Source organism: Pseudomonas sp. GL_093 (assembly GCF_057837605.1).
Genome location: NZ_CM174448.1, coordinates 98,337 through 115,000 on the forward strand (window position 1 = coordinate 98,337; position 16,664 = coordinate 115,000).

Here is a 16,664-nt window from a genome sequence, read left to right on the forward strand (position 1 = left end):
ACACACGCAACTCAATCAATGCAGGAGAGCCACCATGGCCAACACCTCTTTACGTAAAGCCTCATTGCAAAGCATGGAAGCCGAGATCGAGAGTCTGCTGAAGTCTTTGGAAAACCTGAAGGACGACGCCTCGGACGAGTCGCGTAAAACCCTTAAAGTCTTGAAAAGCAACGCCGAGAACGCGCTGAAGCATTCGCGCCATCTGCTCAGCGATGCGTACGAAGACGTCAAAGTCAAAACCCGTGAAACCGGGATTGCCACGCGGGATTACGCCCAGGAACACCCTTGGACGACAGCGGGTGTGGCTGTCGGTGCATTGGGGCTGCTCGCGGCTTATCTTCTGTTCAAACGCGGTGATTAATCCGTCTGGCGCAGCTCGTTTTTGAGCCACTGCGCCAGTTGCCGAGCGCGCCCGTCCGCGGCGCGCTTGGGTAGCCACAACGCCAGTTGTGCCGGGGTTTCACTGAAGCCCCATGGCGCAACCAGGCGTCCGGCCTTCAAGTCCTCAGCGACCAGCGGCTCGGGCGCAATCGCCACACCCAGGCCGGCCACTGCGGCCTCCAACAAGTAATACAAATGCTCGAAACCTTGTCCGTACTTCAACGCTTTGGCGTCGAGGTCGCTTTGCTGTGCCCAGCTTGGCCAGGCCTGAGGGCGTGAGGTGGTGTGCAGCAATGGCTCGCTCAGCAGCGCTGCGGGCGGCGCGTCTTGCAGTCGTTCGAAGCCGGCGAATCGCGGGCTCATGACCGGGCCGATCCGTTCGCTCGCCAACTCATAGACTTGCATGTCCGCTGGCCACGGTGGCTCGGCAAACACCAGCAAGGCGTCCAGTCCCGGGCGGCGTGGATCGAGATCCCCCTCGCCAGCCGACAGGTGCAGGCGCAGGTCCGGCAGGTCGGTATTCAGCCGTCCCAACCTGGGAATAAACCAGCGTGCCAACAAGCTGCCCGAGCAACCCAGTACGAATGGTGCATCGACGGTGCTTTGGGTCAGTTCTGCACAAACAGTCCGTAAACGCTCGAACGCCTCACCGCTGGCATCGCGCAAACGAATGCCCGCATCTGTGAGTTTAAGGCCGCGACCATCCTTGATGAACAGGCTCACGCCCAGGTGTTCTTCAAGCACCTTGAGTTGCCGGCTGACCGCACCATGGGTGACGTGCAGCTGTTCGGCGGCCTTGCTGACGCTATTCAGGCGGGCAGTCGCTTCGAAGGCCCGAAGGGCGTTCAGCGGAGGAAGGTCATGGCTCATGGTATCTGTGAGTTTTCCTGACAGGATGCAGCGATCTTATCGGTTTTCAGCTCAAGGCGTCAGGGGTAGAGTTAGCCCACTCTCTCTTCAAAAGCATCATCCCACGCATTCAACTGGAGCGACCCATGACCCAGACTAATCTGCGCAACGGCCCCGATGCCAACGGCCTGTTTGGCGCGTTCGGCGGCCGTTACGTCGCCGAAACCCTGATGCCGTTGATCCTCGATCTGGCCCGTGAATACGAATTGGCCAAGGATGATCCTGCATTCAAAGAAGAATTGGCCTACTTCCAGCGCGACTACGTGGGTCGTCCAAGCCCACTGTACTTTGCCGAACGTCTGACAGAGTTCTGCGGCGGCGCGAAGATTTACCTCAAGCGCGAAGAGCTGAACCACACCGGCGCGCACAAGATCAACAACTGCATCGGCCAGATCCTGCTGGCGCGGCGCATGGGCAAGAAACGCATCATCGCCGAGACCGGCGCTGGCATGCACGGCGTGGCGACCGCCACCGTGGCTGCACGTTTTGGCCTCGATTGCGTGATCTACATGGGCACCACTGACATCGAACGTCAGCAGGCCAACGTATTTCGCATGAAGCTGCTGGGCGCCGAAGTGATCCCGGTCGTGGCCGGTACTGGCACCCTGAAAGACGCGATGAACGAAGCCCTGCGTGACTGGGTGACCAACGTCGACAGCACCTTCTACCTGATCGGCACGGTGGCCGGTCCGCACCCTTATCCTGCGATGGTTCGCGACTTCCAGGCCGTTATCGGCAAAGAAACCCGTACTCAACTGCAAGACCAGGAAGGTCGTCTGCCGGACAGCCTGGTGGCGTGCATCGGTGGCGGCTCCAACGCCATGGGCCTGTTTCACCCGTTCCTCGACGACAAAAGCGTCGAGATCATCGGCGTTGAAGCTGCCGGCTACGGCATCGAAACCGGCAAGCACGCAGCCAGCCTGAACGGTGGCGTACCGGGTGTGCTGCACGGCAACCGTACCTTCCTGCTGCAGGACGACGATGGCCAGATCATCGACGCTCACTCGATCTCTGCCGGCCTCGACTATCCAGGCATCGGCCCGGAACACGCATGGTTGCATGACATCGGCCGCGTCCAATACACCTCGGTAACCGACGACGAAGCCCTCGACGCGTTCCACAAATGCTGCCGTCTGGAAGGGATTATTCCTGCACTGGAAAGCGCCCATGCCCTGGCCGAAGTGTTCAAGCGCGCACCGACCCTGCCGAAAGATCACCTGATGGTGGTCAACCTGTCCGGCCGCGGGGACAAAGACATGCAGACCGTGATGCACCACATGGAACAATCCAAGCAGGAGAAACACTGATGAGCCGCCTGCAAACGCGTTTTGCCGAACTCAAGGAACAGAATCGTGCCGCCCTGGTGACCTTCGTGACCGCTGGCGACCCGAGCTATGACACCTCGCTGGCGATCCTCAAAGGCTTGCCAGGCGCTGGTGCCGACGTGATCGAGTTGGGTATGCCCTTCACCGATCCAATGGCCGATGGCCCGGCAATCCAGTTGGCCAATATCCGCGCCCTCGGCGCCAAGCAGAACCTGGCGAAAACCCTGCAAATGGTTCGCGAGTTCCGTGAAGGCAATACCGAGACGCCGCTGGTGCTGATGGGTTACTTCAACCCGATTCACATGTATGGCGTGCCGCGTTTCATTGCCGACGCCAAAGAGGCCGGCGTTGACGGTCTGATCGTGGTCGACTTGCCGCCGGAGCATAACGGCGAACTGTGCGATCCGGCCCAGGCTGCCGGTCTGGACTTCATCCGTCTGACCACCCCGACGACCGATGATGTGCGCCTGCCGACTGTCCTGAACGGCAGCTCAGGTTTCGTCTATTACGTGTCTGTCGCCGGTGTGACCGGTGCGGGCGCTGCGACGCTGGAGCATGTTGAAGAAGCGGTTGCGCGTCTGCGTCGCCATACCGATCTGCCGATCAGCATCGGTTTCGGTATTCGTACACCGGAGCAAGCGGCGTCCATTGCGCGTCTGGCTGATGGTGTGGTGGTGGGTTCGGCGTTGATCGATCACATCGCCAATGCGTCAACACCGGATCAGGCAGTTGATGGCGTGTTGAGCCTTTGCTCGGCGTTGGCCGAAGGCGTGCGTAAAGCCCGCGTCAGCTGAAGGTAAAGTTCCTGATACAGAGGAATTAGAGCCTCGCGGCACAGACTAAACAGCAAGACCGAGGGCTTCAGGACTACGTTCTGAAGCCCTTTTTGCTGTATGTGCAGTGAGGAAAGACCCGATGAAAATGCCGAAACGTCTGATTGCCAGCCTGGGTGTGCTGATGCTCAGTGCCACCCCGTTGCTGAATGCGAGTGCTGATCAGCGCGACGATCACGACCGCGGCGGCCCGCAGCAAGGCCATTACGATAACCGCGGTGACAATCATGGCGACGATCACCGTGGCCCGCAGGACAATCATCGCGGCGGCCCTCCGCCACGGGACTTCGGCCCGGTGCGCCAGACTATCCACGATAACCATGGCTATTTCGTACGCGGTGCTCCGCCACCTCCAGGTATTCATCTGGTGCGTGGCCGACCGCTGCCTCACGGCTATTACGGCGAACGCCTGGATAACCGTGCCTTGGGCCGGCTGCCATATTACCCAGGGTACGAATGGCGCCGTGCGGGTGGCGACATTGTGCTGATCGCCATAGGAACCGGGATCGTTTATGAAATTCTCGAAGGGGTGCTTTGAATAGCAGGTAGGTGTTGAAGGCTTCGCGGATTAGCCGCGAAGCCTGTTGTTTACGGCAACTCCAAGCCGCCCGCAGCCTTGTGCAACTTCCTCAGATGCTCGCCAACTTGCTTCAGGTTGGCTTCATTGGCGGCCATTTCGGCTGCACGGCTCGGTTCGAGCAGCGCTCTCACTTCCTTGTCCAGATCGCCTGTCAGCGCCTGAAGTTGTTTCTGCCGCAGGCTGCTTTCCGATTCCAGACGCTGCCACTCACTCGGCTGCGGCAATCCATAACCACCGGTGCCAAGCAACTCCGCCGGGCGGCTGAGGAAGCCGCTGTTGGCAAGGATTTGCTGCAAAGTTGCGTTGGCCTTGTCCATGCCGCCGTTCTTCAATTCCCGAGCGCCCAGATAGCGCTGCTTTACTTCGTCCTGGGCCAGCACCAATTGTTGGCGGAAGGCTGCCTGCTCCAATAACAGCAAGGCTGCGCTGGTGCGCAAATCGGCTTGGTCGATCCATTGCCGGCGCTCTTCAGCTTTCAATGCAAGCCAGTCTTCAACCTTTTCCTGCTTGATCGGCAAGTGCTTCTTCAGCACTTCGAACATCGCTTGATAACGATCGCGGAAGGAGTCGAATCGGTAGCCCAGGCGCAGCGCTTCGCGGGGATCATCCAGCACGCTGGTGTCCGCCAGTCCGCGACCCTTGAGCACTTCCAGCAAACCGTTGGGCATGATGCTGTCCAACCCGACCAGTTTTGTATTGTTGGTGCTGCTACGTAGTAGCTTCAGGCCCTCTACAGCGCAGTTGTTGGACAGGAAGAAGTAGTTGCCGTCGTAACTCCAGTGCATTTCGGCGGCGTGTTCCACCACGTCTTCGATCTCGTTGCGCGACAGGTTCAGCGGCACCGAGGCCAGGCTGCGCAGTTCGGTCTTGGTGTATTCGTCGATCACCTGCGCCAGCGGCAGGACAAACAGGCGCGACGGGTATTTGCCCACCAATCCGTCCCAACTCGACAGCTGCACGTCACCGACGAAGGCGCGGTAGGACAGCACCAGATGCTGATCCAGATCCAGCCGACAATCCGGCCCACGGGGGCGGCCGGGTGCACAGATCACCAACCGCAACATGCTGTGACCCCAGCGGCTGACCCAGTTCTGGTTGGCTTCTGCCAGCAAATAGTCGACGGCGTAGACCCGTTCCGGATCAACCTGGCCCAGTGGCGTTTTGGCGAAATCATTGCCGGCATTGAGGAAGGAGAAGGATTTGCCGCAGGTGTCTTTAGCGGCGGGCGACCAACCGAAATGTTCTTTGTAGTAGCGGTACAGCGCAGGACGGCGACAGGCGTAGGCCGGGTCGAGAAGGAAATACTCCATGTTGACCGCGACGAACTCCTTGGGGCTGCTCGTCTCGTAAATGTCGGGGCTGCGGGCAATTTGCCGGTTGTGCTGTTCGCGCTCGCCACGACGGCCGACATACTGTGGCCAGCCGGCAAGGTCGAGCAGATGCGGGTCGTCGCTGAGCGTAAAGCGTCGGTCGGACTGGCCGCGGCATTGATCGGGAATGCCAATCAGCCCTGAGCTGCTGTTGCGCCGGGTGCAACGCTGAATCAGCGTGCGCTCCGCGTCTGGCCACAGGCGCGAGCGATCATAGATGTGGGTGAGTTCGTGCAACACCGTGGCAAGCATTTCGCGGCGCACGGTGCCATGGGGACGATAAGTCTTTTTGGTCGCGGCGCTGCCATCAGTGAGGCTGGCTAGCAGGTTGCGGTTGAGATCGAGCTCGGACACCAGCGACGCCTGGCCGTAAGCGTTGCTCGGCATGTCAGCGGTCCAGCCAACGTCGATGCGTCGGTCGAGCTGCTCGATGAACCGCGGCGGCAGCGCCTGCATGGCTTCATCGAGCAACGCTTGGCTGGCCTGTTGTTGAGCGGGGCTGAGGCCTTCGGTTTTAAGCCTTAATTGCAAGTCAGCCTGGGCCGTGTTGCCGAGCAGCAACATGACCCCGGCCAACAGCCAGGCGCCTGGCGACCTCACAGTGCGAGGATGGCTTCGGCGAGAACCTGATCACTGGCGTCGCGGGCTTCCGGTACGCGGGTGCGCAGCGTGTTGAAGGCCGCTTCCAGGTGCGCGCCACGAATTTCGCCATCGCTGGCGACGAAACTGGCCGCATCGTCGTGGGCTTCACGAACGATCTTCGAGTCACGGATGGACGTCGTGGTATCGGAAGTGAAATCAAGGGTGCGCCGGGTGGCGTTGATGAGGATGTTACTGGTGGCAACCAGGGTGTGCGCCTGAGTCACATCGGCCAATAACAGCAGGCCAAGGGCGGCAACAATCAGGGGGCTACGCATGGAACGACTCCGTAAGAACAAGGATAACTATTGGACGAGAATTGCCTGCGCCAGTTCAAGGTCGCTGACATGAAGTTTTGGCTGGGTCCGGCGCAGATAAATAAGGGCGGACTCCAGTTGTGCTCCTCGCAGTTGGCCGTCACTGGCGATGAACGCCGCAGCGTCATCCTGTGCCGCGACTAGCAGCTTACGGTCGAAGGGGGCGGAGGTCACCATGCTTGTGGCGTAGCCGGTAGCCACGATGCCTTGTGTAGACAGGTTGAAGGCGTCAAAGGCATGGGCCGAACCCACCCAGCAGGCAATGGCGAAAACCGGAGTGATTAACAGATTTGAAAGGAAACGCATGAGACTCGAAAGCTGAAGGCGAGTCGCAAGGCTAGCGCAACGCCCGGTCTAGAGCCAGCGCGGAAACATTGGGACACGGCGGGCGTGTCCCACGTCAGTGATGTCGCTTAGATCGTCAGTATGGCTTGCGCCAGTTGTGCATCGGTCGCGCTCAATTGAGGTGCCTGGTGGCGAATATGGTCGAGTGCGCTTTCCAGTTTCACGCCACGAATGGCGCCTTCGCTGGCCACGAAGCTGGCGGCGTCGTCACGGGCGGCGCGCACGATTTTGTCATCGCGAAAGGAAGAAGTGACATCGGAGGTCGCATCGGACGTGGCCTTGAGCGCATTGACGACGGTATCGGTGGTCACGATAAAGCTGGTGGCGTGGGAATTGGCAGCCACGGCAAGCAGGGCTGCAGCGCTGAGCAGACGAAGACGGGACATGGTGAAACTCCTTTGGAAAACCGATTGAGAGGTGGCGCAGTGTCTGTTGAATCAGACGCCAATCATGCGGCGTTCGCCACTTTCAATCTGGATATTAGGCCTATGAGTATCGGTTCGCACAGTCCCGTCTGTTCAAGTAGGAAGCTAGCGCCAGAACGGTTTGTCCAATTCGTTGAGACGATCCGCGTGGCTGATGTTCAGGTCTGAGAGCTGCCGGTCATTGAGTTGGCCCAATAAACGCCGGGTTCGAGCCCTTTCCAGGTTGTTGGCGAGACCCCTCAGCAATCTACGAACCCAGTGGGAGCGAGGCGTTGATTGAGGTGTGGAAGCGGAAACATCCAGTAAGTGATTCATGGCGCGGTCCTTTTGCTGGCAGTTCGGGATTTCATGGTGATCCCGTCCTCTCTTCCGCAACAGACACACTGCACTGAAATTGTACTGGTTCAGTTGTGCAAATAGTAAAACTGTACATGTTAAGCGATAGCTCTACTGTATGACCCATGTTGAGGGTCCAAAACGACAAAGCCCGTCGTGGTTTCCCACGACGGGCTTTGTTTTTTCAATTTGGAGTGCTGGCGGTGGACCCGGTGGGTCAGAGCCAGCGACGCTAACTTAGCGCCAGAACGGCTTGCTCAGCTCTTCGTAGCGTTGTGCTTCGCTAATCCCTGCGTCAGCCAGCAGACGCGAATCCAGACGAGCCAGTTGATGGCGGCTGGAGATGCGGCGCTGCCACAGCATCAGGTTGGCGAGAACGCGAAGAGGCGTGGAAGCCTGGGTTTTTACAGCGTTGTCTTCGAAAAACAGCTCGGAACTGAGTGTACGTTCCATGGTTGACATCCTTCCGCTTATGGCGGGATTAGGTAGTGGTTTAACTGATGCCAATGATCCTCTCGTTTGGCCAGTCTCTCTAGATACAGTTCACCTGTATTGTGAGGGACCAGTTAACTGTTAAAGGGTGGTGTACTGGTCTAAATTGAGGCAACTGTACTTGTCCGCACTGATATAGTGCGTTTTTGCTTGATTGGCTTGGAAAGGTAGGCAATTACGGTAGGAAAAGACCAGTACAGCAGTACAGTTTTATTCAGGATTTGGTCTGGCAACAGCAAGCTGACGAAACTGTGTTTGCGTCAGCTGCTATCTGTACCAATTACACCGTGAGCATTCGCCCGGTTTCTTCCAGGTTGATGTGCCAGCTCAGGGCATCGCGCAGGATATGAGGCGTGTGCCCGCCGAGTGCGCACGCGGCTGTGAAGTAGTCATCCAGGGCTTGGCGATAGTCCGGGTGCACGCAGTTATCGATGATGACCCGAGCACGCTCTCGCGGCGCCAGGCCCCGCAAGTCCGCCAGACCGATCTCGGTGACAAGGATGTCGACGTCATGCTCAGTGTGATCAACGTGGCTGACCATCGGCACCACGCTGGAGATCGCGCCGCCCTTGGCGATCGATTTGGTTACGAAGATCGCCAAATGCGCATTGCGCGCAAAGTCGCCCGAGCCGCCGATGCCGTTCATCATCCGCGTGCCGCAGATGTGGGTGGAGTTGACGTTGCCGTACAAGTCGAACTCAAGCGCCGTGTTGATGCCGATGATGCCGAGCCGGCGCACCACTTCCGGGTGGTTGGAGATTTCTTGCGGGCGCAGGACCAGTTTGTCCTTGTAGCGCTCAAGGTTGCCGAAAACATCGGTATTGCGACGGCTCGACAAGGTGATCGAACTGCCCGAAGCAAAGCTCAGCTTGCCGGCATCGATCAGGTCGAAGGTCGAGTCCTGAAGCACTTCGGAATACATCGTCAGGTCTTCAAACGGCGAGTCGATCAGGCCGCACATCACCGAGTTGGCGATGTTGCCAATCCCGGCTTGCAGCGGGCCGAGCTTGTTGGTCATGCGCCCGGCAGCCACTTCCTGCTTGAAGAAGTCGATCAGGTGGTCGGCAATGGCCTGGGTATCAACGTCCGGCGGCAGTACGGTGGACGGTGAGTCGGACTGATTGGTGATCACGATTGCGACGATCTTTTCCGGTGGGATCGGGATGGCAGTGCTGCCAATGCGATCGTCGACCTTTACCAGCGGGATCGGCGTGCGGGTCGGCCGATAGGTCGGGATATAGATGTCGTGCAGGCCTTCGAGATTCGGGTTGTGCGCCAGGTTGATCTCGACGATCACCTGTTTGGCGAAAATCGCGAAGCTGGCCGAGTTACCCACCGACGTGGTTGGCACGATATGGCCCTGCTCGGTGATCGCTACGGCCTCAATCACCGCGATGTCCGGCAGCTTGAGTTGCTGATTGCGCAGCGACTCCACGGTTTCCGACAGATGCTGGTCAATGAACATCACTTCGCCGGCGTTAATGGCTTTGCGCAGGGTGCTGTCGACCTGGAAGGGCATGCGTCGTGACAATACGCCGGCTTCGGTGAGCTGTTTATCGAGGTCGTTGCCCAGGCTGGCGCCGGTCATCAGCGTGATTTTCAGCGGGGTGATTTTGGCGCGTTCGGCCAATGCGTGGGGCACGGCCTTGGCTTCGCCGGCGCGAGTGAAACCACTCATGCCGACGGTCATGCCGTCCTCAATCAGAGCGGCAGCGTCAGCGGCGCTCATCACCTTATCCAACAACGAAGGCAAGCGAATACGATCACGGTACATGGATTGTTATCTCGGGCAACGAAAGCAAGGTGTGCAGTTTAGTGATTTCAAAAAAATTCCTCCCGCTACCATGGTCGAATGCAGAGCCCTGATTTAGAGCCTTTGGTCGGTTTTTAGCGGGCAATAAAAAACCCCAGCCTACTAAAGGCTGAGGTTTTGGGTATTGCGCTGGAGCAGGTTTTACTCGACGGCTTTGACCATGTCTTCGATGACTTTCTTGGCGTCGCCGAAGACCATCATGGTTTTGTCGAGGTAGAACAGCTCGTTGTCCAGACCGGCATAGCCGCTGGCCATCGAGCGCTTGTTGACGATCACGGTCTTGGCTTTATAAGCCTCGAGAATCGGCATACCGGCAATTGGCGATTTCGGATCGTTCTTCGCGGCCGGGTTGACCACGTCGTTGGCGCCGAGCACCAGCACCACGTCGGTCTGACCGAACTCGGAGTTAATGTCATCCATCTCGAACACTTGCTCGTATGGCACTTCGGCCTCGGCCAGCAGGACGTTCATGTGCCCTGGCATCCGACCAGCCACCGGGTGGATCGCAAACTTCACGGTGACTCCCCGGTGAGTCAGCTTCTCCGCCAATTCCATCAGTGAGTGTTGGGCGCGTGCCACCGCCAGGCCATAACCCGGAACGATGATCACGGTGTCGGCGTTGGTCAGCAGGAAGGTCGCATCGTCAGCCGAACCGGATTTCACCGGACGGGCCTCTTTCGAACCTGCCGGGCCAGCTGCCTCTGCCGTGTTGCCGAAACCGCCGAGCAATACGTTGAAGAACGAACGGTTCATCGCCTTGCACATGATGTACGAGAGGATCGCACCGGATGAACCCACCAGGGAGCCGGCAATGATCAGCATCGAGTTGTTCAGCGAGAAGCCGATACCTGCCGCTGCCCAACCGGAGTAGCTGTTGAGCATCGAAACCACCACCGGCATATCGGCGCCGCCGATCGGGATGATGATCAGCACACCCATCACGAAGGCTAGGGCCAGCATGAGGGCGAAAGCACCGAGGTTGCCAGTCATCATGAAGGTGATGCCCAGGCCGAGCGTGGCCAGGCCCAGCAGCAGGTTCAGCTTGTGCTGACCGCCGAACTGTACGGGTGCGCCCTGGAACAGGCGGAACTTGTACTTGCCCGACAGCTTGCCGAACGCGATCACCGAACCGGAGAAGGTGATTGCACCGATGGCCGCGCCGAGGAACAGCTCCAGACGGTTACCAGCAGGAATCGCATCACCCAGTTGCTTGACGATGCCCAGCGATTGCGGTTCAACGACAGCAGCGATGGCAATGAACACCGCGGCCATACCGATCATGCTGTGCATGAAGGCGACCAGTTCCGGCATTTTTGTCATTTCAACGCGCTTGGCCATGATCGACCCGGCGGTACCGCCGACCAACAGACCTACGATGACGTAGCCGATGCCGGCAGTCGCGAGCTCAGCCCCCAGCTTATAGACGAGGCCCACGGTGGTGAGGATCGCCAATGCCATGCCGAGCATGCCGTACACATTGCCGCGCCGCGACGTGGTCGGGTGCGACAGGCCTTTCAGGGCCTGGATGAAACAGATCGACGCGATCAAGTAGAGCGCCGTTACAAGATTCATGCTCATTACTTAGGCGCCTCTTCTTTTACTGCTTTCGGGGCTTTTTTCTTGAACATCTCAAGCATCCTGCGGGTAACCAGGAAGCCACCAAACACGTTGACCGCCGCCAGGGCTACGGCCAGGGTGCCCATGGTTTTGCCCAGAGGTGTGACGGTCAACGCCGCGGCCAGCATGGCACCGACGATCACGATCGCCGAGATCGCGTTGGTCACCGCCATCAAAGGCGTGTGCAGTGCAGGTGTAACGTTCCAGACCACGTGATAACCGACATAAATCGCCAGCACGAAGATGATCAGGTTGTAGATACCGGGGGAGATAAGCTCTTCCATCGTCTGAATCCCTGCTTAGGCGTTTTTGCGGATGACTTGGCCGTCGCGGCACATCAGGCACGCGGCGACGATGTCGTCTTCGAGGTTGATCTCGAACTGGCCTTCTTTGTTGAAGACCAGCTTCAGGAAGTCCAGCAGGTTGCGCGCATACAATGCCGAAGCGTCTGCTGCGACTGCGCCGGCCAGATTGGTCGGGCCGCAAATGATCACGCCATTCTCGACGACGACCTGATCGGCCACGGTCAGCGGGCAGTTACCGCCCTGGGCTGCAGCGAGGTCGATGACCACCGAGCCTGGCTTCATCTGTGCCACGGTTTCCGCGCTCAACAGCGTCGGTGCCTTGCGGCCCGGGATCAGTGCGGTGGTGATGATGATGTCAGCCTGCTTGGCGCGTTCGTGCACGGCCAGGGCCTGACGTTGCATCCAGCTGGCGGGCATTGGTCGTGCGTAACCGCCGACACCAACGGCGCATTCGCGCTCTTCATCGGTCTCATAAGGCACGTCGACGAACTTGGCGCCGAGGGATTCGATCTGCTCTTTTACCGCAGGACGTACGTCAGACGCTTCGATCACTGCACCCAGACGTTTCGCCGTAGCGATCGCCTGCAAACCAGCCACGCCAGCACCGAGAATCAGCACGCGCGCCGCTTTCACGGTACCCGCAGCAGTCATCAGCATCGGCATGAAGCGTGGATAGTGGTGAGCGGCCAGCAACACGGCTTTATACCCGGCGATGTTGGCTTGAGAGGACAGCACATCCAGGCTCTGAGCGCGGGAGGTGCGCGGCGCGGCCTCCAGTGCGAAAGCGGTAATGCCGCACTCAGCCAGCTTGGCAATGGTTTCATTGCTGAACGGGTTGAGCATGCCCACCACAACGGTGCCGCTTTTAATCAGCGTCAGTTCGCTGTCGCTGGGGGCGACCACCTTGAGAATCAGCTCGGCACCAAACGCATCGTTGGCGCTGCCAATAATTGCGCCTGCCGCTTCATAGGCACTGTCAACAACGCTGGCGTTAATGCCGGCGCCGCTTTGCACAGTGACCTTATGACCCTGGCCGATCAGCTTCTTGATGGTTTCCGGGGTTGCAGCAACCCGTGTTTCACCGGTCTGGGTTTCGAGAGGAACACCAATGTGCACGTCAAATCTCCTGCGTGATCTTATTGAGTAAACCCAGGCACTTCGGATGGTGCGGCTGGGGGCGGCCGATCAGCACGATCCCGCCAAATCAGGGCGGGGCGCGGCATTTTGCAGGCGAACTTAGTGCCCTTCAAGGGTTTATGACGGGTGACGGAAAATTAACTACAAGTCACCCCGTGACCGAATGTCGCAACTGACCGGTTCAATCCCTTGCACGCCGTGCCTTGTAAGGATTCTTGTAAAAATTGAAGAATTTACGCATCGGTCAGGTGAATGAGTCGTTATTGCTCCGCAATAGAGGCTCAAGGCCACGTTTTCAGGCTCTTGTGGGACGTTTGTACTGCTTGTCGTTACAGTCTTCGAATATGCGACAAATACTTATATCTGTAGTGCCTTGATATTGTTGACTACGTGGTCAGCTAATAGCGCAAAGCCTTTATCCTTCTAGGCTGTAGCTCTGTGCCTGATTGACCAGCCAATCGCGAAATGCCCTTAAAGAGGCCGATTCGACCTTTCGCTCGGGAATCATCAAGTAATACGCCTTGATGCTTGATAACGCTTGGGCGTTGGCAATGACCAGCCGCTTCTCGGCCAGTTCGCGTTGAATCAGGAACGGCGGAATCAGCGCTATTCCCATATCGTGCATGGCCGCTTGGGCAAGCATGGAGAATAGCTCGTAGCGCGGCCCTGTCATGTCTCGCGGGACATTTAGGTTTTGAGAGTTGAACCACTGGCGCCAGGCATAAGGGCGAGTGGTCTGCTGCAACAGGGGCAATTCGGCGATTTCGCCGGGAGACAGGGTTGTCTTTTTCCCCATGAGATTGGGGCTGCACACCGGCATCGGATTTTCGCCCATCAGCCTGTGGGATTCGGTACCCGACCAGTCCGCGTCGCCAAAATAGATCGCGGCATCGAAGTCGGTATCGGCAAACAGGAAGGGCCGCGTTCGGTTGGTGAGGTTGACCGTCACTTCCGGGTGTTTTTGCTGGAAATCCTTGAGTCGTGGCAACAGCCATTGAGTGCCGAAGGTTGGAACTACCGCCAGCTCGATCACGTTGGCACCTTGCTGGCCCATCACTGACAAGGTGTCCCGTTCAACGGCATCGAGTTGGGTGGCAACCCGGCGGCTGTAGGAAAGACCGGCCTCCGTCAGCTTGACTCCGCGCCGCGAGCGTCGGAACAGTTCTACGCTGAGGAACTCCTCAAGGCTGGCGATCTGTCGGCAAATGGCGCCTTGAGTGAGCGAAAGCTCCTGAGCGGCCTTGGTAAAACTTTCGTGGCGAGCGGCCGCTTCAAAGCTGATCAGGGCCGTTGTGCTGGGGATTTTCCTGCGCATGTACGTCAACCTCACTAATACATCGCATAAAAGCTATTTTGCGATGTTTCGGAGTGAGAAATTAGCACAACAGTATGCAGAATCCTCGTTTGCCGTAACGCCGAACCCGGCCTAGGATCAGCCCACGTTATTTGACCCGATTCGAGAGGACACACTCATGGGCGGTAAAGCTAGCTTCAACTGGATCGATCCCCTGCTGCTGGATCAACAGCTCACCGAAGAAGAACGCATGATCCGCGACACCGCTAAGCAATTCGCTCAGCAGAAGCTCGCGCCGCGTGTTCTCGAAGCTTTCCGCCATGAAAAGACCGACCCGGCGATCTTTCGCGAGATGGGCGAAATAGGTCTGTTGGGCGCGACTATCCCTGAGCAGTATGGTGGAAGCGGTCTGAACTACGTCAGCTACGGCCTGATCGCCCGTGAAGTCGAGCGCGTCGACTCCGGCTATCGCTCGATGATGAGTGTGCAGTCCTCGCTGGTCATGGTGCCGATCAATGAATTCGGCACCGAAGCCCAGAAACAGAAATACCTGCCGAAACTGGCCTCGGGTGAATGGATCGGTTGCTTTGGTCTGACCGAACCTGACCACGGCTCCGACCCAGGTGCGATGATTACTCGTGCACGCAAAGTGGAAGGCGGCTACAGCCTGACCGGCAGCAAGATGTGGATCACCAACAGCCCGATCGCCGATGTGTTCGTCGTATGGGGCAAGGACGATGCGGGTGACATTCGTGGCTTCGTTCTGGAGAAGGGCTGGAAAGGCCTGAGCGCTCCGGCGATTCACGGCAAGGTCGGCTTGCGTGCATCCATCACCGGCGAGATCGTCATGGACAACGTGTTTGTCCCTGAAGAAAACATTTTCCCGGATGTGCGCGGTCTGAAAGGTCCGTTCACCTGCCTCAACTCCGCACGCTATGGCATCTCCTGGGGTGCGCTGGGTGCTGCTGAGTTCTGCTGGCATACCGCTCGCCAGTACACTCTGGATCGCAAGCAGTTCGGTCGCCCATTGGCCGCCACTCAGCTGATCCAGAAGAAGCTGGCCGACATGCAGACCGAGATCACCATGGCGCTGCAAGGCTGCCTGCGTCTGGGTCGTATGAAAGATGAAGGTACTGCGGCGGTCGAGATCACTTCGATGATGAAGCGCAACTCCTGCGGCAAGTCCCTGGACATTGCTCGGATGGCGCGCGACATGCTGGGTGGTAACGGTATTTCCGATGAGTTCGGTGTTGCTCGCCACTTGGTCAACCTGGAAGTGGTGAATACCTATGAAGGTACGCATGACGTCCACGCACTGATCCTCGGTCGTGCGCAGACTGGCATCCAGGCGTTCTATTAATAGGAGAACGGCCATGGGCGCGCTTTCGCATCTACGGGTACTGGATTTATCGCGGGTGCTGGCCGGGCCCTGGGCCGGGCAGATCCTTGCTGACCTTGGCGCCGATGTGATCAAGGTCGAGCGCCCGGGTAATGGCGATGACACGCGCGCCTGGGGGCCTCCCTTCCTTAAAGACGCTTATGGCGAGAACACTAGCGAGGCCGCCTATTACTTGTCGGCCAATCGCAATAAGCAATCGGTCACCATCGACTTCACCCGGCCTGAAGGGCAGAAGCTGGTGCGCGATTTGGCGGCGAAGTCGGACATCCTGATCGAGAACTTCAAGGTCGGTGGGCTGGCGGCATATGGTTTGGACTATGAGTCTCTAAAGGCGATCAATCCGAATCTGATCTATTGCTCGATTACCGGGTTTGGCCAGACTGGCCCTTACGCCAAGCGCGCGGGTTATGACTTCATGATCCAGGGATTGGGCGGTCTGATGAGTCTGACGGGGCGACCCGAAGGGGATGAGGGTGCCGGGCCGGTGAAAGTTGGCGTGGCGCTGACGGACATCTTGACCGGCCTCTATTCGACCGTGGCGATCCTTGCAGCGCTTGCGCATCGGGATCATGACGGTGGCGGTCAGCATATTGATATGGCGCTGTTGGATGTTCAGGTGGCTTGTCTGGCTAACCAGGCAATGAATTACCTGACTACGGGCAATGCTCCGAAGCGCCTGGGTAATGCTCATCCGAATATCGTGCCTTATCAGGACTTTCCTACGGCGGATGGGGACTTCATCCTCACCGTGGGTAATGACGGGCAGTTCCGCAAGTTTGCTGAGGTGGCTGGTCAGCCGCAGTGGGCAGATGATCCACGCTTTGTGACCAACAAGTTGCGGGTGGCGAATCGTGCGGTGTTGATTCCGCTTATCCGCCAGGCGACGGTGTTCAAGACGACTGCTGAGTGGGTGCTGCAGCTGGAGCAAGCAGGTGTGCCGTGCGGGCCGATCAATGATCTGGCTCAGATGTTTGCGGATCCTCAGGTTAAGGCGCGCGGGTTGGCGATCGAGCTGCCCCATGTGCTGGCCGGGATGGTGCCGCAGGTGGCGAGTCCGATTCGTCTGTCCGAAACACCTGTGGAGTATCGCAATGCGCCCCCTTTATTGGGCGAGCACACGTTGGAGGTTCTGCAGCGGGTGTTGGGT

At 58.5% G+C, this 16,664-nt stretch carries 18 protein-coding genes (1 of these 18 only partly in view); 6 read left to right on the top strand and 12 right to left on the bottom strand.

The window, feature by feature from the left end; genetic code table 11:
* The first annotated feature begins 34 nt into the window (after positions 1-34).
* A complete protein-coding gene (locus AC3IUE_RS00480) occupies positions 35-361 on the top strand; it encodes an ElaB/YgaM/YqjD family protein (RefSeq protein ID WP_046044844.1) in 327 nt (108 codons plus the stop codon).
* Here AC3IUE_RS00480 and AC3IUE_RS00485 read toward each other — a convergent pair.
* Complete coding sequence (locus AC3IUE_RS00485; RefSeq protein ID WP_489264923.1) at positions 358-1,251, bottom strand: LysR family transcriptional regulator; 894 nt, start codon at positions 1,249-1,251, stop codon at positions 358-360. The two genes, AC3IUE_RS00480 and AC3IUE_RS00485, sit on opposite strands and share 4 nt — an antisense overlap.
* A gap of 125 nt (positions 1,252-1,376) precedes the next feature.
* Between AC3IUE_RS00485 and trpB the strand changes: the two genes are divergently transcribed.
* The 3 genes from trpB to AC3IUE_RS00500 all read left to right on the top strand — a co-directional run bounded on the left by trpB (position 1,377) and on the right by AC3IUE_RS00500 (position 3,986).
* On the top strand, positions 1,377-2,597 hold the full coding sequence (gene trpB, locus AC3IUE_RS00490) for a tryptophan synthase subunit beta (RefSeq protein WP_008152527.1): 1,221 nt from the start codon (positions 1,377-1,379) through the stop codon (positions 2,595-2,597).
* Positions 2,597-3,409, top strand: a complete 813-nt coding sequence (gene trpA, locus AC3IUE_RS00495; protein ID WP_046044842.1) for a tryptophan synthase subunit alpha — start codon at positions 2,597-2,599, stop codon at positions 3,407-3,409. Before trpB ends, trpA begins: the two co-directional genes overlap by 1 nt.
* Before the next feature lie 121 nt (positions 3,410-3,530).
* Complete coding sequence (locus AC3IUE_RS00500) at positions 3,531-3,986, top strand: anti-virulence regulator CigR family protein (RefSeq protein WP_489264925.1); 456 nt, start codon at positions 3,531-3,533, stop codon at positions 3,984-3,986.
* 50 nt (positions 3,987-4,036) lie between these two features.
* Here AC3IUE_RS00500 and AC3IUE_RS00505 read toward each other — a convergent pair whose 3' ends face one another.
* The 11 genes from AC3IUE_RS00505 to AC3IUE_RS00555 all read right to left on the bottom strand — a co-directional run bounded on the left by AC3IUE_RS00505 (position 4,037) and on the right by AC3IUE_RS00555 (position 14,139).
* Positions 4,037-5,998 carry a DUF7844 domain-containing protein gene (locus AC3IUE_RS00505; RefSeq protein ID WP_489264927.1) on the bottom strand — a complete coding sequence of 654 codons (1,962 nt, stop codon included), beginning with the start codon at positions 5,996-5,998 and terminating at the stop codon, positions 4,037-4,039.
* A complete protein-coding gene (locus AC3IUE_RS00510; protein WP_046044839.1) occupies positions 5,995-6,315 on the bottom strand; it encodes a DUF2388 domain-containing protein in 321 nt (106 codons plus the stop codon). Before AC3IUE_RS00510 ends, AC3IUE_RS00505 begins: the two co-directional genes overlap by 4 nt.
* 27 nt (positions 6,316-6,342) lie before the next feature.
* Positions 6,343-6,660 (bottom strand): DUF2388 domain-containing protein, encoded by a 318-nt coding sequence (locus tag AC3IUE_RS00515; RefSeq protein WP_462000374.1) that lies wholly within the window; start codon positions 6,658-6,660, stop codon positions 6,343-6,345.
* 107 nt (positions 6,661-6,767) lie between these two features.
* The gene (locus AC3IUE_RS00520) at positions 6,768-7,085 is read right to left on the bottom strand and encodes a DUF2388 domain-containing protein (protein WP_056738372.1); all 318 of its coding nucleotides are present in this window, start codon (positions 7,083-7,085) and stop codon (positions 6,768-6,770) included.
* Positions 7,086-7,229: 144 nt separating this feature from the next.
* Positions 7,230-7,439: a DUF1127 domain-containing protein gene (locus tag AC3IUE_RS00525; protein ID WP_046044837.1), complete on the bottom strand. Its 210-nt coding sequence runs from the start codon at positions 7,437-7,439 to the stop codon at positions 7,230-7,232.
* Between the two features lie 258 nt (positions 7,440-7,697).
* The gene (locus AC3IUE_RS00530; RefSeq protein ID WP_008154465.1) at positions 7,698-7,913 is read right to left on the bottom strand and encodes a DUF1127 domain-containing protein; all 216 of its coding nucleotides are present in this window, start codon (positions 7,911-7,913) and stop codon (positions 7,698-7,700) included.
* 319 nt (positions 7,914-8,232) lie between these two features.
* A complete protein-coding gene (gene scpC, locus AC3IUE_RS00535; protein WP_462000375.1) occupies positions 8,233-9,726 on the bottom strand; it encodes a succinyl-CoA:acetate CoA-transferase ScpC in 1,494 nt (497 codons plus the stop codon).
* A 180-nt stretch (positions 9,727-9,906) separates the two neighbouring features.
* The gene (locus AC3IUE_RS00540; protein ID WP_489264931.1) at positions 9,907-11,343 is read right to left on the bottom strand and encodes an NAD(P)(+) transhydrogenase (Re/Si-specific) subunit beta; all 1,437 of its coding nucleotides are present in this window, start codon (positions 11,341-11,343) and stop codon (positions 9,907-9,909) included.
* Complete coding sequence (locus AC3IUE_RS00545) at positions 11,343-11,666, bottom strand: NAD(P) transhydrogenase subunit alpha part 2 (RefSeq protein WP_003187010.1); 324 nt, start codon at positions 11,664-11,666, stop codon at positions 11,343-11,345. Before AC3IUE_RS00545 ends, AC3IUE_RS00540 begins: the two co-directional genes overlap by 1 nt.
* Positions 11,667-11,681: 15 nt before the next feature.
* Positions 11,682-12,803, bottom strand: coding sequence for a Re/Si-specific NAD(P)(+) transhydrogenase subunit alpha (locus tag AC3IUE_RS00550; RefSeq protein ID WP_415758449.1), 1,122 nt, complete (start codon positions 12,801-12,803; stop codon positions 11,682-11,684).
* Positions 12,804-13,239: 436 nt separating this feature from the next.
* Entirely contained in the window at positions 13,240-14,139 is a 900-nt protein-coding gene (locus AC3IUE_RS00555) for a LysR family transcriptional regulator (protein ID WP_462000377.1), read from the bottom strand.
* A gap of 157 nt (positions 14,140-14,296) precedes the next feature.
* Here AC3IUE_RS00555 and AC3IUE_RS00560 point away from each other — a divergent pair, with 157 nt between their 5' ends.
* Together AC3IUE_RS00560 and AC3IUE_RS00565 are read left to right on the top strand one after the other, a co-directional pair.
* Positions 14,297-15,478, top strand: a complete 1,182-nt coding sequence (locus tag AC3IUE_RS00560) for an acyl-CoA dehydrogenase (RefSeq protein ID WP_056738363.1) — start codon at positions 14,297-14,299, stop codon at positions 15,476-15,478.
* A gap of 13 nt (positions 15,479-15,491) precedes the next feature.
* A protein-coding gene (locus AC3IUE_RS00565) for a CaiB/BaiF CoA transferase family protein (RefSeq protein ID WP_489264935.1) crosses the window boundary here: on the top strand, positions 15,492-16,664 show its 5' portion. It continues 48 nt past the right edge of the window; the window shows 1,173 of its 1,221 coding nt (coding positions 1-1,173); it begins with the start codon at positions 15,492-15,494; its stop codon lies off the right edge, out of view.